The 17,745-nt window shown below is 35.8% G+C and carries 9 protein-coding genes; all 9 read right to left on the bottom strand.

The genetic code is table 11. The annotated features are described in order from the left end of the window. Positions 1-2 precede the first annotated feature (2 nt). The 9 genes from KFZ70_RS12200 to KFZ70_RS12160 all read right to left on the bottom strand — a co-directional run bounded on the left by KFZ70_RS12200 (position 3) and on the right by KFZ70_RS12160 (position 17,732). Positions 3-2,792: an alpha-L-rhamnosidase gene (locus KFZ70_RS12200; protein WP_139696286.1), complete on the bottom strand. Its 2,790-nt coding sequence runs from the start codon at positions 2,790-2,792 to the stop codon at positions 3-5. Positions 2,793-3,025: 233 nt separating this feature from the next. Then, positions 3,026-6,094, bottom strand: a complete 3,069-nt coding sequence (locus KFZ70_RS12195; RefSeq protein WP_139696289.1) for an Ig-like domain-containing protein — start codon at positions 6,092-6,094, stop codon at positions 3,026-3,028. 465 nt (positions 6,095-6,559) lie between these two features. Beyond that, a complete protein-coding gene (locus KFZ70_RS12190; protein ID WP_158293197.1) occupies positions 6,560-9,199 on the bottom strand; it encodes a DUF4955 domain-containing protein in 2,640 nt (879 codons plus the stop codon). Between the two features lie 196 nt (positions 9,200-9,395). Next, positions 9,396-10,100: a fibronectin type III domain-containing protein gene (locus KFZ70_RS12185; RefSeq protein WP_139696293.1), complete on the bottom strand. Its 705-nt coding sequence runs from the start codon at positions 10,098-10,100 to the stop codon at positions 9,396-9,398. 1 nt (position 10,101) lies between these two features. Next, complete coding sequence (locus KFZ70_RS12180) at positions 10,102-12,291, bottom strand: BNR-4 repeat-containing protein (protein WP_139696295.1); 2,190 nt, start codon at positions 12,289-12,291, stop codon at positions 10,102-10,104. 178 nt (positions 12,292-12,469) lie between these two features. Further along, positions 12,470-12,784, bottom strand: a complete 315-nt coding sequence (gene rhaM, locus KFZ70_RS12175; protein ID WP_139696297.1) for an L-rhamnose mutarotase — start codon at positions 12,782-12,784, stop codon at positions 12,470-12,472. 100 nt (positions 12,785-12,884) lie between these two features. Then, positions 12,885-13,622 carry a T9SS type A sorting domain-containing protein gene (locus KFZ70_RS12170; RefSeq protein ID WP_139696299.1) on the bottom strand — a complete coding sequence of 246 codons (738 nt, stop codon included), beginning with the start codon at positions 13,620-13,622 and terminating at the stop codon, positions 12,885-12,887. A 171-nt stretch (positions 13,623-13,793) separates the two neighbouring features. After that, positions 13,794-15,968: a beta-xylosidase gene (locus KFZ70_RS12165; protein WP_233244029.1), complete on the bottom strand. Its 2,175-nt coding sequence runs from the start codon at positions 15,966-15,968 to the stop codon at positions 13,794-13,796. Between the two features lie 174 nt (positions 15,969-16,142). Beyond that, the gene (locus KFZ70_RS12160) at positions 16,143-17,732 is read right to left on the bottom strand and encodes a RagB/SusD family nutrient uptake outer membrane protein (protein WP_139696301.1); all 1,590 of its coding nucleotides are present in this window, start codon (positions 17,730-17,732) and stop codon (positions 16,143-16,145) included. Between the last annotated feature and the right edge of the window lie 13 nt (positions 17,733-17,745).

Genomic DNA, 17,745 nt, shown 5'->3' with positions numbered 1-17,745 from the left:
TCTTAAATTTTAGTTTGAATATTATAAGTTCCTGGCTCTACCAAAATAGTTATTGACGTTTTATCTGTATTGCTATGCTGAACATCTGAAAATTCTTTATATACAGTTCCGTTTACATGTAAACCAGCTTCATTTCCATAAGGTATACTTATTTGGGCAGATGTATTGGGTGGAATTATTGCTTTTAAATAAAATGTACCATTTTCGATGGTCCAAGATGATGATGCCTTTCCATATGGTGTGTTCACTGTTGCTGATGCCGAGGTTAAAAACTCTGTATTTGGCAAAGGTGCAATTCTAATTTTCTTATATCCCGGCTCTAAAGGAGCTAATCCAGCGATACGCTCATACATCCATTGGCCAATTGCGCCGTATGCATAATGGTTTAAGCTATTCATGCTTTGCGCGTTGTAACCACCTGATATACTAAAACTATTCCAACGTTCCCACATGGTGGTTGCCCCTTGATTTATAGAGTAAAACCATGATGGATAAGTTTCTTTAAATAGAATTTTGTACATCAAATCAATTTCGCCCATATTATCTAAAACCTTAGGTAAAATTGGTGTTCCTAAAAAACCTGTTCCTAAATGATAATCAGTATTCTTAATTTCTTCAAGCAAGTGTTTTTTTGCTTTTAGTTTGTTTTCTGGTTTTAACAAATCAAAATAAATCGCCAATAAATAACTTGTTTGTGTTTCCTTACCGTTTTTTACTTTTCCATTATTATCAAAAAAAGTGCTTTCAAAAACTTTAGAAATAGATTTATATAAATTATAGAATTCTTTTACATCCTCATTGTAACCCAGAACACCTGCCATTTTAGAAATCAAATGAGATGAATGAGCAAAATAAGCTGTAATAATTAATTCTTTTGAAGTATCTCCACTATTCCCACTTTTTCCTTTTTTTGAAGGAAAGGGTTGTAACCAATCTCCAAAAGAAGCCATTTTAGGAATAAGCGCTTTATCTTCAATTTTAGATTTGTAATAACCTATCCATTTTTTTGCAGCTTTATAATTTTCTTCTAACACACTTTTATCTCCAGTGCTATTATAGATACTCCAAGGAATTATAACTACAGCATCCCCCCAGCCAGGACTTCCTTTTTTGTTTTGCAATACATCTGGCACTATAAAAGGGACCATCCCATCACTGTGCTCAGACTGATTTTCCCTAAGGCTCTGTAACCAAGCCATCCAAAAGGCATGCGTATCATAGTTGAACATGGCTGTAGGTGCTATCACTTGGGCGTCTCCAGTCCACCCCAAACGTTCATCACGTTGCGGACAGTCTGTAGGTATATCAAAAAAGTTATCGCGTAAGCCCCAAGTAATATTACTTTGTAATTGATTTAATTTATCGTGAGACGATGTAAACGTTCCGTTTATCTGGAAATTAGAATGTTGCGCTATACCTTGTACCCAAGACACATCTGGTTTTGCATTTTTATCATAACCATTTAATTCTATAAACTGAAATCCGTGAAATGTAAATTTTGGAACGTACTCTACAACACCGTCTTTAGCTGCTATATAATAATCAGTTGAATGTGCAGAACGATAGTTGATGGTATAAAATGTACCATCGTTTAACAACATTTCAGAAAAGCGAATTTTTAATGTATCACCCTTTTTCATAGGCACTTTTATTTTTGGTACGCCTACAATATTTTGCTTCATATTAAAAACAGCCGTGTTTTCTTTTACGGAAACAATTTCTACATCGTTTAAAACGATTTGATTCTTTACGGTATAATGTCTTTTTGGCGCTAATTTAACATTCTTAGCAAGTGCTTCAACTTCAACAAATTCCCAGTTAGAATAATCAAAAGCAACAGCATTCCAATTTGGCATTTCAAAATTTGCATCATAGACTTCGCCATCGTAAATACCCGCTAAACGTATGGGTCCATTTGTAGTACCTTTCCAAGATTCGTCAGAAATAATGGTTTGTTTTGAACCATCTTTCATTATTATTTCTAACTGGCATAGAATTTTGGGTGATTCAAAATTATCATAAAGTGCAGTTCTTCTACTAATTCTTCCAGAATGCCAACCAGAAGCTAACTCTACCGCTAAAGCATTTTTTCCTGAAGTTAGAAACTCACTAACATCATAAGTTAAAGTCTCAATGCGATGATTGTACGGTGTCCAACCCGGAGTCATGACATCATCACTTACATCCTTGCCATTTAAATACACATCAAAAACACCTTTTGCCGTAATGTATAGTCTAGCTGATGCAACATCTGATGTTAATTCAAAATCTTTTCTTAAATATTGCGGTCTGTGCATTAAAAAATTTCTAACCCCTTTAATACTATCTTTTGCGGTATCTAATCCTGCCCATTGGGCATTCCAGTCGGCATTATTTAACAACCCCAATTCAAAAACATTGGTTTCACTCCAATCAGAAGCGTTTTCATCTTGATTCCAAAAACGCACTTGCCAATATACTTTTTGTCTTGATTCCAGCGCTTTTCCTTGATATTTCACAAAAGTAGATTGCGAACTATTTTGCTTTTTCGAATCCCATAAATCAGCATGATTTGGCAATAGGTCTTCACTGGTTGCCACTACAATACGATAAGCTGACTGACTTTTAATATTTTCTGAAACCGGCAATTTCCATGAAAATGTTGGACTGGAATCATAAAACCCAATAGGATTGTTAAACCCTTCCGAGAGGGTTAAAGAATGTGGTGCTTGAATGTTTTTGTTTATGAACGAAAATGCAAAAAAATACGCTAAAACACTCAATACCAGTACAAAAAAAAAGTTACGTTTCATTATTAAATAAAGCCTAAACCAGCCTTGCTATTTTCTTTTTTAGTTTCTGATAAAACTTGATTAAACTAAACAGCAAGGTCTTTTTTTTTTATCAAAAAACTGTCCTGCTCTGTCTTGATATTATATTTATTTACTTTTAAAACCAACTTATGCATGCGCGTCACATTTAGGCTTTAACACAAAAAAACCAGGAATTTTATTCCTGGTTTTTTATGAGAACGCAACTTAACAATTTAATTTATTATTAATCTATGCGTATGCATTGTTCCTTCTTCATCATAAATACTCAACAGATAAATACCCGATTCGAATTGTTCTGTAATTTCTTCCTTTGTTTCTCCTTGAAGTTTTTTGGTGTATACTAATTTCCCTAGCATGTCATACATCTTTAAATCAGCACTGTTTATGCCTTCTAATTGAATTGTAAAACGCTCTTTTGCTGGATTTGGATAGACTTTAACTTCAACATTTTTTTCTTTAACTGATACAATTTTTGATGCTACCGATTTGGCACTACTTCCTGTCAAGATTTCAAACTCATTAATACTTACCCAATTGCTATTATAATTATGAGCTCCAGTAATTGTTAACTTTACATAACGTGCATTGGCGCTAGAATTGGTTGTTAATGGTTGTGCATTTGAGGTATTACCTGTTTCATCTGCAAATGTAACAAACCCGCTATCAGGTGAATTTGATGTTTCTACTCTGTATTGATAAGCTCTACTCTTATAAGTCCACATTTGTGTTCCTGTGATTTGACGACTTACACCTAAATCAAATACAACAGACTTAGGAAATCCTCTAGCGCTCCACCTCGAATCATCACTTGTATTTCCATCTATTAAATTTGCCGCCACATTAGTTCCTTGCTCTTCTTCAACAGACTCAATGCTCACACCTACAGTATTTACCGTAAGCGTAATAGAGGACTCTGCCGTTAAGCCATCATTATCTGTTGCTATAGCCGTAAGCGTATAGGTTCCTGCTGATAAACCGTTTAATTCTTCAGAATTAGGCGTTCCTGATTGCCCCCACTCATAAGGTGCTACAATTTCCTCACGTATTAATGTCCCATCTATAAACAATTCAACCTTCTCTATTGTACCATCAGCATCCGTTGCATTCACCTCTGCGCTTAAACTATAACCTTCATCTAAAACTATATCTCCTGACGGTTGCACAAAACTAACCTCAGGTGGTACTACTGTATTTACTGTAAGCGTTATAGACGACTCTGCGGTTAACCCATCATTATCTGTTGCTATTGCCGTAAGTGTATAGGTTCCTGCCGATAAACCGTTCAATTCTTCAGAATTAGGCGTTCCTGCTTGGCCCCACTCATAAGGCGCTACTATTTCCTGGCGTATTAATATGCCGTCTATAAACAATTCAACCTTCTCTATTGTACCATCAGCATCCGTTGCATTTACTTCTGCGCTTAAACTATAACCTTCATCTAAAACTATATCTCCCGAAGGTTGCACAAAATTAACCTCTGGAGGTATCGTAGCATTTACCGTAATGGTTCTTACATTTGAATACTCCTTCTCGTTATTGGCATTATAGGCCACTGCATCAATAGTATAAGTACCCGGAGTATCTGGTGTCCAAATATAGGTATAAGGTGCTGTAGTATCTTGTTTATTAAAAACATTATTAATTCTGAAGTTAACTTTAGTTATGGTAGAACCTCCGGTAACTGCTGTACTAGCACTTATAGTAACAGGTTCGCCAACAAGATATGTGGCATTATCATCAGGTGTAGTTAATGTTACTGAATGGGATGGCACTTCGATAGGAATATCTAAATCTATTATTTGAAGATATATTGGTTGTGCATTACCCGATTGCTTTTCCATTAAATAATAAAACAATTTACCATTGGCGATATGCACTTTTCCGTGGTTAAACACTTTTCCTCCAGTAGCTTCATAGATACGCGTAAAGTTATTAGTGCCTCCTGCAGCTTTTTCAACAAACACTCTCCCCCCAGAAGTTAAGCCAATAATATAAATACTGTTACCAGCTGTATAAATGTCCGAGGCTCCAGAAAAATCTTCTGAAGTAACGAAATTTGAAGATCCACTAGGTTTATAGGTGTGTAAATACTTGGTAACATTAAACTCATTATCTTTTACTTTACTAATAATATGTACATCGCCTTGACTTGTCACGGTCCAATCAAATCCATCAACAATACGCACCATATTCGTTTGCGTGGTTTGCACATAATCTCCGGGTTCCATTACTTTAATAAAGTCTGCATCATATAAGGGTGTACTAAAACTTTGTCCTTGCTGATTTTTCCATCCGCCAACGCCATCCTGATTATCCGAATAAGCATAGTAAACACCATTTTGATACTCGAATTTATCTGTATTATTGGACGATCGACGTTGAAAACCAATTCGCAGTTTTCCATTTATATATTTCATTTCACCATACAGTCCCCAATTATAGGTAATACCAGGCTGGCTTTTAGCATTTAAAGCATTAAAATCGGTAAAATTGCCCCAATTCCCAGTGCTAGCATTATACTTTATGAATTTGTACATACCATTATTGTTTCCTCCTTCTCGCATGAGCATAAAAAGTTCTCCACCATCATTTAAAAAGAATTTCGGATAAGTTAAAGCCACAAATTCAGACTGCGGAGCACTTCCAGGCATTCTTAAATGTTTATAGCCGCCACTTCCGTTTTGTACAAACTTATCCAGAGTAAAATCGGCATCTGGCAAAGAAGCGGCATTGGCAATAGAATAAGAATACCTAAAATAGTCGTTGGCCAAACTTCCATCTGAAGGTTTTGTTGCGCTGTAGGCATGCATATCATACAATAAATGAATGGTACCATCTAGTGGACTTATGCCTACGGCAATGGTGTTATGCGATTCACCGATCCACCATTTATTTTGATACCCCGTATGGCGATGCGGAAACTCAATAGTTACCATACTTCCTGTATTGGTATTATAACGGGTTAACATAACATGCCGATCTGCTTTACCACCTCGGTACCAGGTCATAAAAACATACTCGTTGTACGCTTTAATACAATCACCATGCGGTGTAATCACTCTGCCAAAAAAATAATCATACGGTGCTGTTTCTCCGGTGTTTGAAGCTCCTCCGGTTACTTTACTTCCATCAAAATAAAGACCTAAATCTGAAATTTTTATTTCTTGTTCTAACTGTACTTGAGCAAGAAACACGTTTACTGAGCTAAAAAAAATACATAAAGCCAAAGCCAGCTTTAAGTGGCTCTTAATTGAAACATTTGTTCTGGTAATTTTGTTCATCTGCTATTAATGTTTAAGTTAATTAATACTAGCATTAGCCGTTACACTAATGCATAATAGAAGTAAGTATTAAAATAATTACAAATGAACTATCCTGTACAATCCTGATGATTTTGACATTAAACGTGTAATAAAAATGACATATTATCCATTTACATAAACAAAATCAATAGATTCAGCAATAATGTAAGAAAAAAGCAACAAAAAGAAAACAAAAAAGTATTAATCGACAAAACACAATAAAACACGTTAAAATGCAATTGAAGTAAAAAGATCTTTAGTTTTTACATAGATACCAATTTATAAATATCTATAGGACTTTGAGAGTAAGTTAATTAACGTATAGAGATTAAAACCCAAGTCTTTTTTAAAACGAATATAATATATTAAGAGGTGGTTTAAATATACATTAAACCACCTCTTTACATTGCATTTCGTCTAAATAAATAAAGACACTGATAGCATTTAATACTTTATCAATTTAACGAAAATCGGTTTCTCTAGGTTTAGCTTTAAAATATACATACCATTGGGCTTATCAACAATATCTATTAAAAGCTTTCCTGCATTAAGCTGTTGTTTATTCATTACAACTAACTGTCCGTGCATATTATAAAGTTCAACTTCTACCTGTTTTAAATCAGTAGGGATAAAAACTTCAAACCATCCGTTTGAAGGATTTGGATATGCTTGAATATCACTCAAAAAGTCCACTGTCTTTGCTAGCTCACCTTGGCAAGCATCTTTACCTTTTACAACGAGATTATCCCCTTGATTTGCTTCTATATTAAAACTAGATTGATAGGTCTCCAAGACCTGAGTACCATTCTTAAATACGCTATATGGCGGAACACCAGTATCAACAGTTACCTGAACAGATTGTTTAACCACCTGAATTTTACCGGTTAAATTAATGCCACTCGCAATAGTAACCTGATAACACTGCTCAAAATCTTCTCCCTCAACAGTAATACATAAATCATAAGTTCCTGACGGAAGATTTTCAATGGTGGTCGTATCTGTGAAATTATAAGTTGCTCCATTAATAGCAGCAACATAATCATAGATTGTATTAGCATTAATAACAATTTTTCCATTTTGTTTATCAAAACAAGTTTCTCCTACTGTTTCAATGGTGAAATTATCAGCAGATAACTCTAAAGGTCCGGGTATAATTTCAAATGCCGTAATGGATGCTGAAGCGGCTTCTTGCCCTGCCAACATGCTAACTACATTTAAACGAAGCTTACGGGAAGTTATTACATCAAAATTAACGGTATTGCCAGTACCTATTCTTGATCCTACGGCCACTTCCTTCCAAGTTGAATTATCCCAATATTCTAATGTCCAATCTTTAATTTTCGCTAAGGGTTCCTTTAATGTTACTCCCTGAATAGATTTATTAATACCCAAATCTAACATCAACCATTCTCCCGATCCAACACCATTGGATTCCCAAAACGTGACATCCTTACCATCATTTGCCAATTTAGCTTCAGCACTAACTTTTGATGATGATGCCGACATATAACCGCCAAACAAGCGTAACTGTAATTGTGCATCAAATAGCGAATTAGGATACACTTGCTGATCTCGCAGCTCATCTAACCCTTCATTTTTAAAATAAATTGTCTCTCCAGCACCTACCTGAAAGCCTATAAAATAAGGATATGCAAAAGTATGGGTTCTTCGTTCAGTCGTGCCAGAGTTAAACCAAAAGTCGTAAAGTCTTGTAGTAAAATTAGCATCATGCTTAAAATTCCAAAAAGTCAAATACGGTCCACTATTAGGGTAGGCATTTTCGGCACCACCATTACCCAAAAGCTTTCCTCCTTGAATATTATCCAATAAATTGGAGTAAGGATGATACCCATGGCAATCTATAGATTGATCTATTTGCATCTCGCAATCAACGAATACAGTGCTTGTTGTACTCCAGCGCATACCAGGACCATGTAACATACCTTTCCTACCGTCGGCAAGACCTTGATCACATGTATCTACGCAATTCTCAAAAAGAACACCGTAACTATATTTAGAATAGTAACTTGCGTGCCCGCGTTTCCCATATATATGCACATCTTTTACTGTAACAGCTGTACTTCTTTCTATCTGAATGCATTCATTCCAATCTTTAAAATCACAATCTCTTATCCATCCGTTTACCACATTTCCAAAATAAACAGATTGCCATGCAGAATCAACAATCTCATTGGCATGATGCACAAAAATTTCTGGATAATCTTTCCAGGCACTTGTAAATAAAATATCCTCTACCCCTACTTCGCTTATGGTGTTATACGTTTTTAAAACTGTAGTTGAAGATAACGGCATGTTTAGTTGCACAGGGTTTTTAAAGGTTACTTTATTACCTGAAATTTTGGTAATTAGATGTTTTTCATAAGGGCGAATTCCATTATTACTAATAGCGCCCCAATTAGGGTTAGGCGTTAAACCAGGCATATTAGCTTCTAGGTTAGCCGTGGTTCTTTGATATAAATCGACATATTGTCCAACAGATAGGTTGGCTGTGTTCATAACCGTAACTTCAAAGTCACCTTTTCTAATTTCTGCGGTTACTTGGGTAATATCATTTGAATCTGTAGTTGATGGTATAAACATAAACCTATAATGAGCTACTCCACTACCAAACTTGTTTTCATTAAATTTATCGGCATAAATTTCTGTGCCACCAGCCCCCTTTCCAGCTCCTTTTAATACAATATTACTGCCGCTAATGGTAATAGGTTGGGTTTTTGTGGTTTCACTGGACACGATATACCGACCGGCAGGAAAAAAAACAACGGTGGGTTGGTTACTAGCCTCGGCAGCATCAATAGCGGCTTGAATGGCTGCATCGTCATATCCTGTATCGTTCGGTATTGCTCCATAATCGGTGACGCTTATAGTATTCCAACCAGAAACATCTGGCAGTTCCTTTTCTGAGAAATGATAGCCTGTATAAGAGAAATCATTTAGTGTAGCCTCAGACAACTTACCGGTTAATTTTTTAGAAGCAAAATCTACCCAAGATGGTGCTTCTGTGTTTTGGGCATAACATACCAAACCCGTTAGAATAAATATAGAATAGATTATTTTTTTCATAGTCACCATTTACTTGTTCGTGTTACTGTTATAGCAATAAACACGAATACTCTCTAAAATCACACAAAGTTAACATTCGGGAAGCACACAAAATTCCTAAAAAAGTGGATAAAAATATTTTTTTGTGCAAATAAGAAGTATAATAACAAGAGGATTGTAAATTCACAGTTAATTTACAATCCTCTTTGCTATAAAATTACTTTGTTGTAAAACTCCAAACTTGTCCGATTGTAACGCCACCATTACCATCTTTAACAACTATTTTGAAATAATAGGTAGATGCTGCAGTTAACCCTGTGGCATCATAGGTTGTTGCTGATTGTCCTTCTGATACTTTTGTTGTTGGCTCAGAGTTGGTATCTAAATACACATCATAGCTCAAAGTATCATTATCTATATCACTAGCTGTCCAACTTAAGGCGGTACTAGTGCCATCAATTTCAGAATCTAATACAGGTGCCACCAACTCTGGTGCAAAAGGCAAATGATTTGACTCGCCATCACCTTCGGTTAAAAATTGACTCACTGCGGAATAGGCACTTTCTTCTCCTTTATTATCTCTAGCTTTTAACCTCCAGTAATAGGCTTTTCCTTTTTCTAAAATTAAAACTCTTGACGTGCCTGAACTTGAAACATCATATGCTAATGCAGCAAAATCATTACTTTCAGATACTTCAACCCGATACGTTATGGTATTTCCTTCTTTATCAGTTGAAGCATTCCATTCAAATACAACATTGTTATCAATGCAAAGCGTATTGTTTAACGGGTAAGTTTGTACTGGAACTGTTGGTGCTGTGTTTGCAGGCTCTGGGTTTGAGCCGGGATCATCATCTCCGCCACCACTACAAGATAAAAAAATACTCGTTAGAATTACTAAATACAAATATGATCTTTTCATTTTAATTTTTTATTACTTTAATAAATACTGGTTTCTTTATATTCACTTTCACAAAATATAAACCACTGGGTTTATCTTCTAGGTTAAGCTTTAATTTTCCCGAATTAACCTTAAAGCGTTTTGAGATTATCACCTGTGATTGGATATTGTAAACTTCTAAATCTACATAATCCATATCATTGGGCATAAACAGCTCAAATGCGCCGTTTGTGGGGTTAGGATAAGCCTTCAAATCTTCAAACAAATTAATGGTTTTTGACAGAACACCTTGACAATCTTTAGTCGTTTTTACTTGAATATCATCACCGTGAGAGACATCTATACTGAAATCAGATTGGTAGGTTTGTAACACTTCCTCTCCATTCTTAATCACTACATAAGGTGCATTGCCTGATTGCACAGAAACCACTGCTGATTGTTTACTAATACTAATTTTACCTGTAAGACTTTCTGCTGCCTGAATATTAACCTCAAAGCATTGCTCAAAACTTTTACCCACCACATCAATACACAAATTATAGGTGCCAGGGCTTAGGTTATCAATGGTTTTATTTTGTGTAAACCCATAATTAACGCCATTAATAGTAGCTACATAATCATGATTGGCCTCTGCGTTAATAACAAGTTTACCATTATTCATTCCTGTACACGTTTCACCCACGGATTGAACTGTAAAATTATTTGGGCTTGTTGGATCCTTAGGAACAATATCCAAATCAATAATCTGTAAGTATAAAGGCTGGGCATTACCAGTTTTGTTTTCCATTAAATAATAGTAAACCTTACCGTTCTCTATATGTACAACCCCATGATCAAATGTTCTGCCAGTGGTTGCTTCATAAACACGAGTAAAGTTATTGGTTCCTCCTTCAGCCTGTTCTATAAAAATACGCTTGCTACTGGTTAACCCAATTAGAAATATACTGTTTCCTGAAGTATATAATGCAGCACCTCCGGCAAAGTCTTCAGACGTAATAAAATCAGTTGCTCCAGAAGGCTTATAGGTATGTAAATTCTTAGTTACATTATTTTCAAGATCTCTTACCTGACTTATAATATGCACATCTTCATTTGCTGTTACTGTCCAATCAAATCCACCAACAATGTATACTTTATTTGCTTGAGTTGTGGTTACATAATCTCCAGGCTCCATAACCTTTATTTCATCTGCATCCCATAAGGGTACAGAAAAATCCTCTCCTTTATAGTTTTTCCAACCGGTTGCTCCAGTTTGGTCATCAGAATACGCGTAATACACCCCGTTTTGATATAGGTATTTATCATTATTGTCTTGAGATCTACGCTGAAAACCAATACGCAATTTCCCGTTAACGTATTTCATATCACCGTAAAGTCCCCAGTTAAAATCAATTCCGGGTTGACTTTTTGCATTTAACCTATTAAAATCTGTGAAGTCTCCCCAATTACCAGTATTATAATCATATTTTATAAACTTATACATCCCATTATTATTCCCACCTTCACGCATCAACATAAAAAGGTCTCCACCTTCATTTTGAAAAAATCTTGGGTAGGTTAATGACAAGAATTCTGAATTAGCAGCAGATCCAGGCATGCTTAAATGCTTATATCCTCCGGTACCATTTTGAACAAATTTATCTAAAGTAAAATCGGCATCGGGCAACAATGCCGCATTTTTCACCGAATAAGAATACCTAAAATAATCATTTGCTAAACTGCCATCAGATGGTCTTGCAGGACTGTAAGAATGCATATCGTATAACAAATGAATGGTACCATCAAGAGGGCTTACACCTACAGCAATTGTGTTGTGCGATTCACCAATCCAATACTTATTTTGGTACCCCGTATGCCTATGTGGAAATTCTATAGTAGCCATGGTACCTGTTTTGGTATTATACCGGGTTAGCATCACATGCCTATCTTCTTTACCTCCTCTATACCAGGTCATAAAAACATAATCACCATACGTCTTTATACAATCACCATGTGCTGAAATATTACGACCAAAAAAATAATCATAAGGGGCATTATCTCCGGTGTTAGAGGCGCCACTTGTAACTTTACTTCCGTCAAAATGAAGACCGAGATCAGTGATTTTTATTTCTTTTTCAAGAACTACTTGAGCCTGAGCTATTGCTATACTTGCAAGCCATAAAACCATAAATAAAGTCTTACGCCAGTAGGTTTTAACGTCATTGTTTTTCATAAGCACTCTTTTTTTTGCAATTATTCAATTTGAGGCTCTAAAAATAGAAATATAAAACCGAGAAACTATCATGTACTATACTGCCCCACGTAACACAAATACCTTAAAGCACTTAGAGGTAATTTAAAAGCCTTTTACTCATATACGGAAACATTGACACTTGGATTGCGCTTTCTAATTATTCCATAAAAAACAATTCTTCCAAAGGCACAGAAACGGGCGAATTATCAGGATTGGTTTCCATAATATCGGCCATATACGCCCACCATTTTTGTACAATGGGGTTATCTGCTAAATCTTGAGACCCACCATTGCCCGAAACCTTTTGAAATGCAAACAATGTGTTAGTTTCTTCATCTAAAAATATGGAATACTCACTCACACCGGCATCTTTAAGTAACTGCTTGAGTTCAGGCCATAGGGCATCATGTCGCGCTTTATAAGCTTCTTTTTGCCTTGGATTGAGTTTCATTTTAAAGGCTAATCTTTGCATGGTCTTCGTGTATAAATTTATTAGTATTATATATTAAAAAAAAATCATTCTAACCTTGCCAGCTAGAATGATTTTAAGTTATGTTTTAGAAAAATTATTCTTATTGTTTTACAATTTTCTTAGAAAAACTTCCGTTTTCTCCTTGTAATTTTACAATGTACATACCAGAAGCTAAGCCACTTACGTTTAAGCTAATAGCAGACTCTCCTTGTAAAGATTGCGTCAGCACTACGTTACCCAACAAAGAGTACACTGATACTTTGTTTACACTAGCAGTTAGACCTTTAATATCTAATATGTTGTTTACCGGGTTAGAAATGAAAATTGAACTGGTATCAAATTTTTCGTTGCTTAAAACAGGCTCTGAGGTTTCAAGAACCCAATGAGCGCTTGTATCAGTACCAGCATCATCCTTAAGCAACTTAAGAGCACCATCAGAACTATTCCACTGCATGAGCATAGCTCCATTATCTCGTAGATAAAATTGATAAGTATCAGAACCTAAACTAACAGCTGTCCAAACTTTATCTACGTCTCCTGCAGGTGGTGCTTTTGTGGTATGAACTGTTGTTCTAGTACTTCCTACACCTCTCATTATACCCCTATTTTCGCTATCAATATTCCAATAACTACCACTTTCAACAAGATAAAATTTAAAATCATCGCCTCCTGTATAGACCCCCATCTCATAAGTATCTGTATTAGGTCCCTTTAGGTACTCGCCAGTGGCTACGTTTTTTATGTACACAAGTTGCCCACTTACAATTTGCCCTTGCACCTGCAAAGCAAACATAGTTAACATTAAAAATGCAGAAATTTTTAAAGTAATTTTTTTCATAAGTATTTAGTTTTAAAGTTTTTAATACTCAATATTAATTATAAACACCCTAAATAGCATCCTGTAGTATCCTGTAAACCAATAAAAACTATTCATTTGCACCTTACATTGACCTCCATATGTTTTTTAAAAGCCCCTAAATTGCGACTTCTTTGCGCTGGTGATGCATTTCTAATTAACAGAAAGTTTTACCTTTTTTAAATCTTTTTCTAAAGACGATCCTCCCAATGAAATGGTAAAGGTTCCTGGCTCCACAACCTTTTTCATTTGCTGGTTTAAAATATTTAATTCATTAAACCCTAAATTAAAACGCACCGTTTTAGTTTCTCCTGGCTTTAGTGTTATCCGCTCAAAGCCTTTCAATAACTTTAAATATCTACCTACCGATGCAAAATCGTCACGCACATATAGCTGTACTACTTCATCACCTTCTCTATCACCTGTGTTGGTAACATCAATAGCCACTGTTGTTGAACCTTTAACACTAATAGTAGCTTGTTCTAATTTAGGTTCACCATAGCTAAATGTGGTATAACTTAATCCGTAGCCAAATGGATATAAGGGTGATTTATCACTAAAACGATACTTCCCTTTTCCAGAGCCTATAAAGTCAGGACGCTCCAAATAAGTAACAGGCACTTGTCCTACAGAGCGCGGAAAAGACATGGTTAATTTACCACCGGGGTTAACATCGCCAAAAAGAACATTAGCAACAGCATCTCCAGCTCGCATACCGCCATACCATGTTTCAAGTACAGATGGTATATTCTCAGCGATATAATTTATACTTAATGGACGACCATTAATCAAGACCACAATTACAGGTTTTCCTGTTTTATGAATGGCTTCTACCAATTCGTTTTGAACCCCATACAAATCAAGATTTGAACGGTCGCCGCCTTCACCACATGTTCTATGCGAACTCCCCACAACTAACACTACAGCATCAGATTCTTCTACAGCAGATACAGCTGCCGGAAATCCTTCTTTTGAAAAACTATCAATATCACAACCTTTAGCGTAGTTTATTTTTACTCTATCACCTACTTTTTTCTTTAAACCATCAAGAACCGAAACATAGTATGGTGGCAATCCTGAATACCCGCCTAATAGTTTATACGTTCCCTTTTTGGGTCTTTCTTCGTGCGCATTCGGACCAATAACTGCTAGTGATTTTATCTTTGATACATCCAGAGGTAAAAGATTATTGTCATTTTTTAACATGATTATAGATTTTTCGGCCATTTCCAAAGCAAACTCCCGATGCTCATCACGACCAGCATTTACGGTTTCTGGATCAATGTCTTTTGGTTCTGAATCAAACAAACCTAATTTATATTTTGCGGTCAAATTACGAGATACGGCTTTATCTATATATTTCATTAATGAAGGATCTTGCATCACGGTATCCTTCAAAACATTAGCGTGATAGGTTGCTAGTTTTTCGTTTTTCCCTATAACCAAATCCATGTCCACACCTGCTTTTAATCCTAAGATAGCCGCTTTAGTTCTGGTTTCAGCAATAAAATGCATGGTTTCCAACCTGCCAACGTCATTATTATCAGAAACAATAAATCCATCAAAACCTAGTTCATTTCTCAAGATATCCTTTAACAACCAAGTATTCATATGGCAAGGTACACCGTTAAAATCCTGATGTCCTGGCATAACAGAACCTACCTTAGCCTCCTTTACAGCCGCTTCAAAAGATGGCAAGTAAACTTCACGCAAACGACGTTCAGACATATCGCTAAACCCTCCATTTATACCACGACGGTTTTCAGGGTATCCAACAAAATGCTTAGCCGTTGCTATAACATGATTTTCATCAAATTGCTCATTACCGGTGCCTTGTAAACCTTGAATAAATGCAACCCCCATTCGTGACACTAGATAAGGATCTTCACCATACGACTCTTCAACACGACCGTAGCGCGCATCTCCGGCATAAACATCTAGATTAGGCGAATAACAATGTGTAACCCCTAAAGCACGCGCTTCTAAGGCTGTTTGTGAAGCCATTTTTTTGATTAACTCAGGTTCCCATGTGGAAGCACAAGCCACTGCCTGAGGATAGACAGTTGTATTACCATAATAATCAAGAACAAGCCATAATCCATGTAATGCTTCGCCATATTTCATAACAGGAATACCCAATCGTTCATTAGCAGGTGCATCTTGTGTCATCTCTGCAATTTTTTCTTCAAAAGTCATTTGACTCAGCAATTGTTCTACTTTTTCAGTAATGCCCTGATTTGCATAACTTGAAGGTTTTTGACGTTTTGATTGCGCTTTACAATTAAATATGCTAGCTGCTATAAAACAAGTAAGCACTATTTTTTTCATTAATACAGTATTTGTTTAGGTATTGATTTACCAAATATAATTGAGCAAATTCAACTTCATATCCTGTACTGTGCTGCAATCTAATAAATCTAACTATCTTTATTATCTAAAAAAAGACCAAAACAAATTATGCCTTGGTCTTTAAAACTAACTCAAATTAATCAAATTAACACTCTAATTTCCTCTATATCCGTTATTTGTTGGATCTGAATCCAGTAAGGCTGGATTATTTATTAATTCTTGCAAAGGTATTGGCAACTTCACATGCCAAGAGCGGATATTTCCTGCAGGATTCCAAAAACGGTATTCCAAATCTTCAACTACATCAAATAAAATACCCCATCTGATAAGATCATATCTTCTCCAGGCTTCACCTGCTAGCTCCCATTTTCGTTCATCATAAATAGCTTCTCTAAATTCTTGCTGACTTAATCCAGACAACTCCCATTCGGCTTGGGTAGCATAAGCTCTTTTTCGTATTTCATGAATATATTGATAAGCATTAGCTGGCCCGTTTAATTCATTTTCACACTCAGCAGCCATTAAATATACATCAGCTAGACGGAATACCATTCTGTTATCTGAATGGTTAAAACGAGGAGATGTATCAAGTTTTAAATTCATGAATTTTGGCATGTAAGGAAAATTCAATTGTATGCCCTCGTAGGTATCCATTATATTGTATGGACGTCTTAAATCATTTTGAGGAAATTTTTCAGCAAAATCTTTTGATGCTACTTGTAAACCAGTACCATTCATTGCCTCTCCATTTGCCGCTAACGCCGCAATTAAAGCCTCCCGATCATCATTATTTGCCGGCTCATCTCTTAACCTTGGGTTAAACATACTTGGTCTCCAGTTACCATTACCTGCGAAACCTGGTAGTGTACCATCTGCTCTAATTACACCTTCTTCAAATTGTCCTCTAATGTCTTTTGCAAAGTCTAAAGACCATATGATTTCAGCATTATACTCATTATTTGGATCAAACACTTCACCATAACTGAGCAATATTCGATGTGGTGATTGATTGATAATTTCCAAACATTTGTTCAATCCTGCTTGCCAGTTCTTTTTCTGCATATGAATTTTAGCCTCTATTAAAGCAGCGGCCCATTTTGAAGCTCTACCTGCTTCGTCTCCCGTATAAGCATCTTTAAGGTTTACTTGAGCAAATTCTAAGTCCTCTAAAACAGCATCTAAAATTATGTCTTGATCAGTTCTTCCTAAAACCGAAATCTCTTCAAGGGTAAGCACCTCTGTGTAGAAGGGCGCATCTCCCCAAAGATTCGTAATATGCCAATAACACAAAGCACGTACAAATCTTGCATCTGCAACAAAATCTGAGCGTAGCTCCTGAGATATATTTTCGTTGTTCTCAATTCTAGCAATCAAAACATTGGTGTTTAAAATAACCCGATACAAATCCTTCCAAGTATCAGATACACTCATCTTTTGAACAGATCTGTCAGCGCTAGCTTCATTTAACTCATAATTACCAATTCCTGCAACGAAGTTTGCTATACGATTTGGTTCTATAATATCACATCCATTATCATAAAAATGATCTAGCCCAACCTGGCCATATATGGAGTTATTCTTTAAAATAGCGTAGTATCCATTGATAAAGGTTCTCGCATCACTTGCAGTAGACAGAAATGTCTCTGGTGAAACTAATGCTCTTGGCTCTTCTTCTAAAAAATCTTCACATGCTAAACATGAGAATATCATGAAGAAGTATACAAATATGTGTTTTGTTTTCATAATCTATTTTTAA

Origin of the sequence: Allotamlana fucoidanivorans, assembly GCF_045788535.1 — a bacterium.
Classification (GTDB): domain Bacteria; phylum Bacteroidota; class Bacteroidia; order Flavobacteriales; family Flavobacteriaceae; genus Allotamlana; species Allotamlana fucoidanivorans.
Note: the sequence above shows the minus strand (reverse complement) of the source record. Positions and strands in the feature narration are given on the sequence as shown.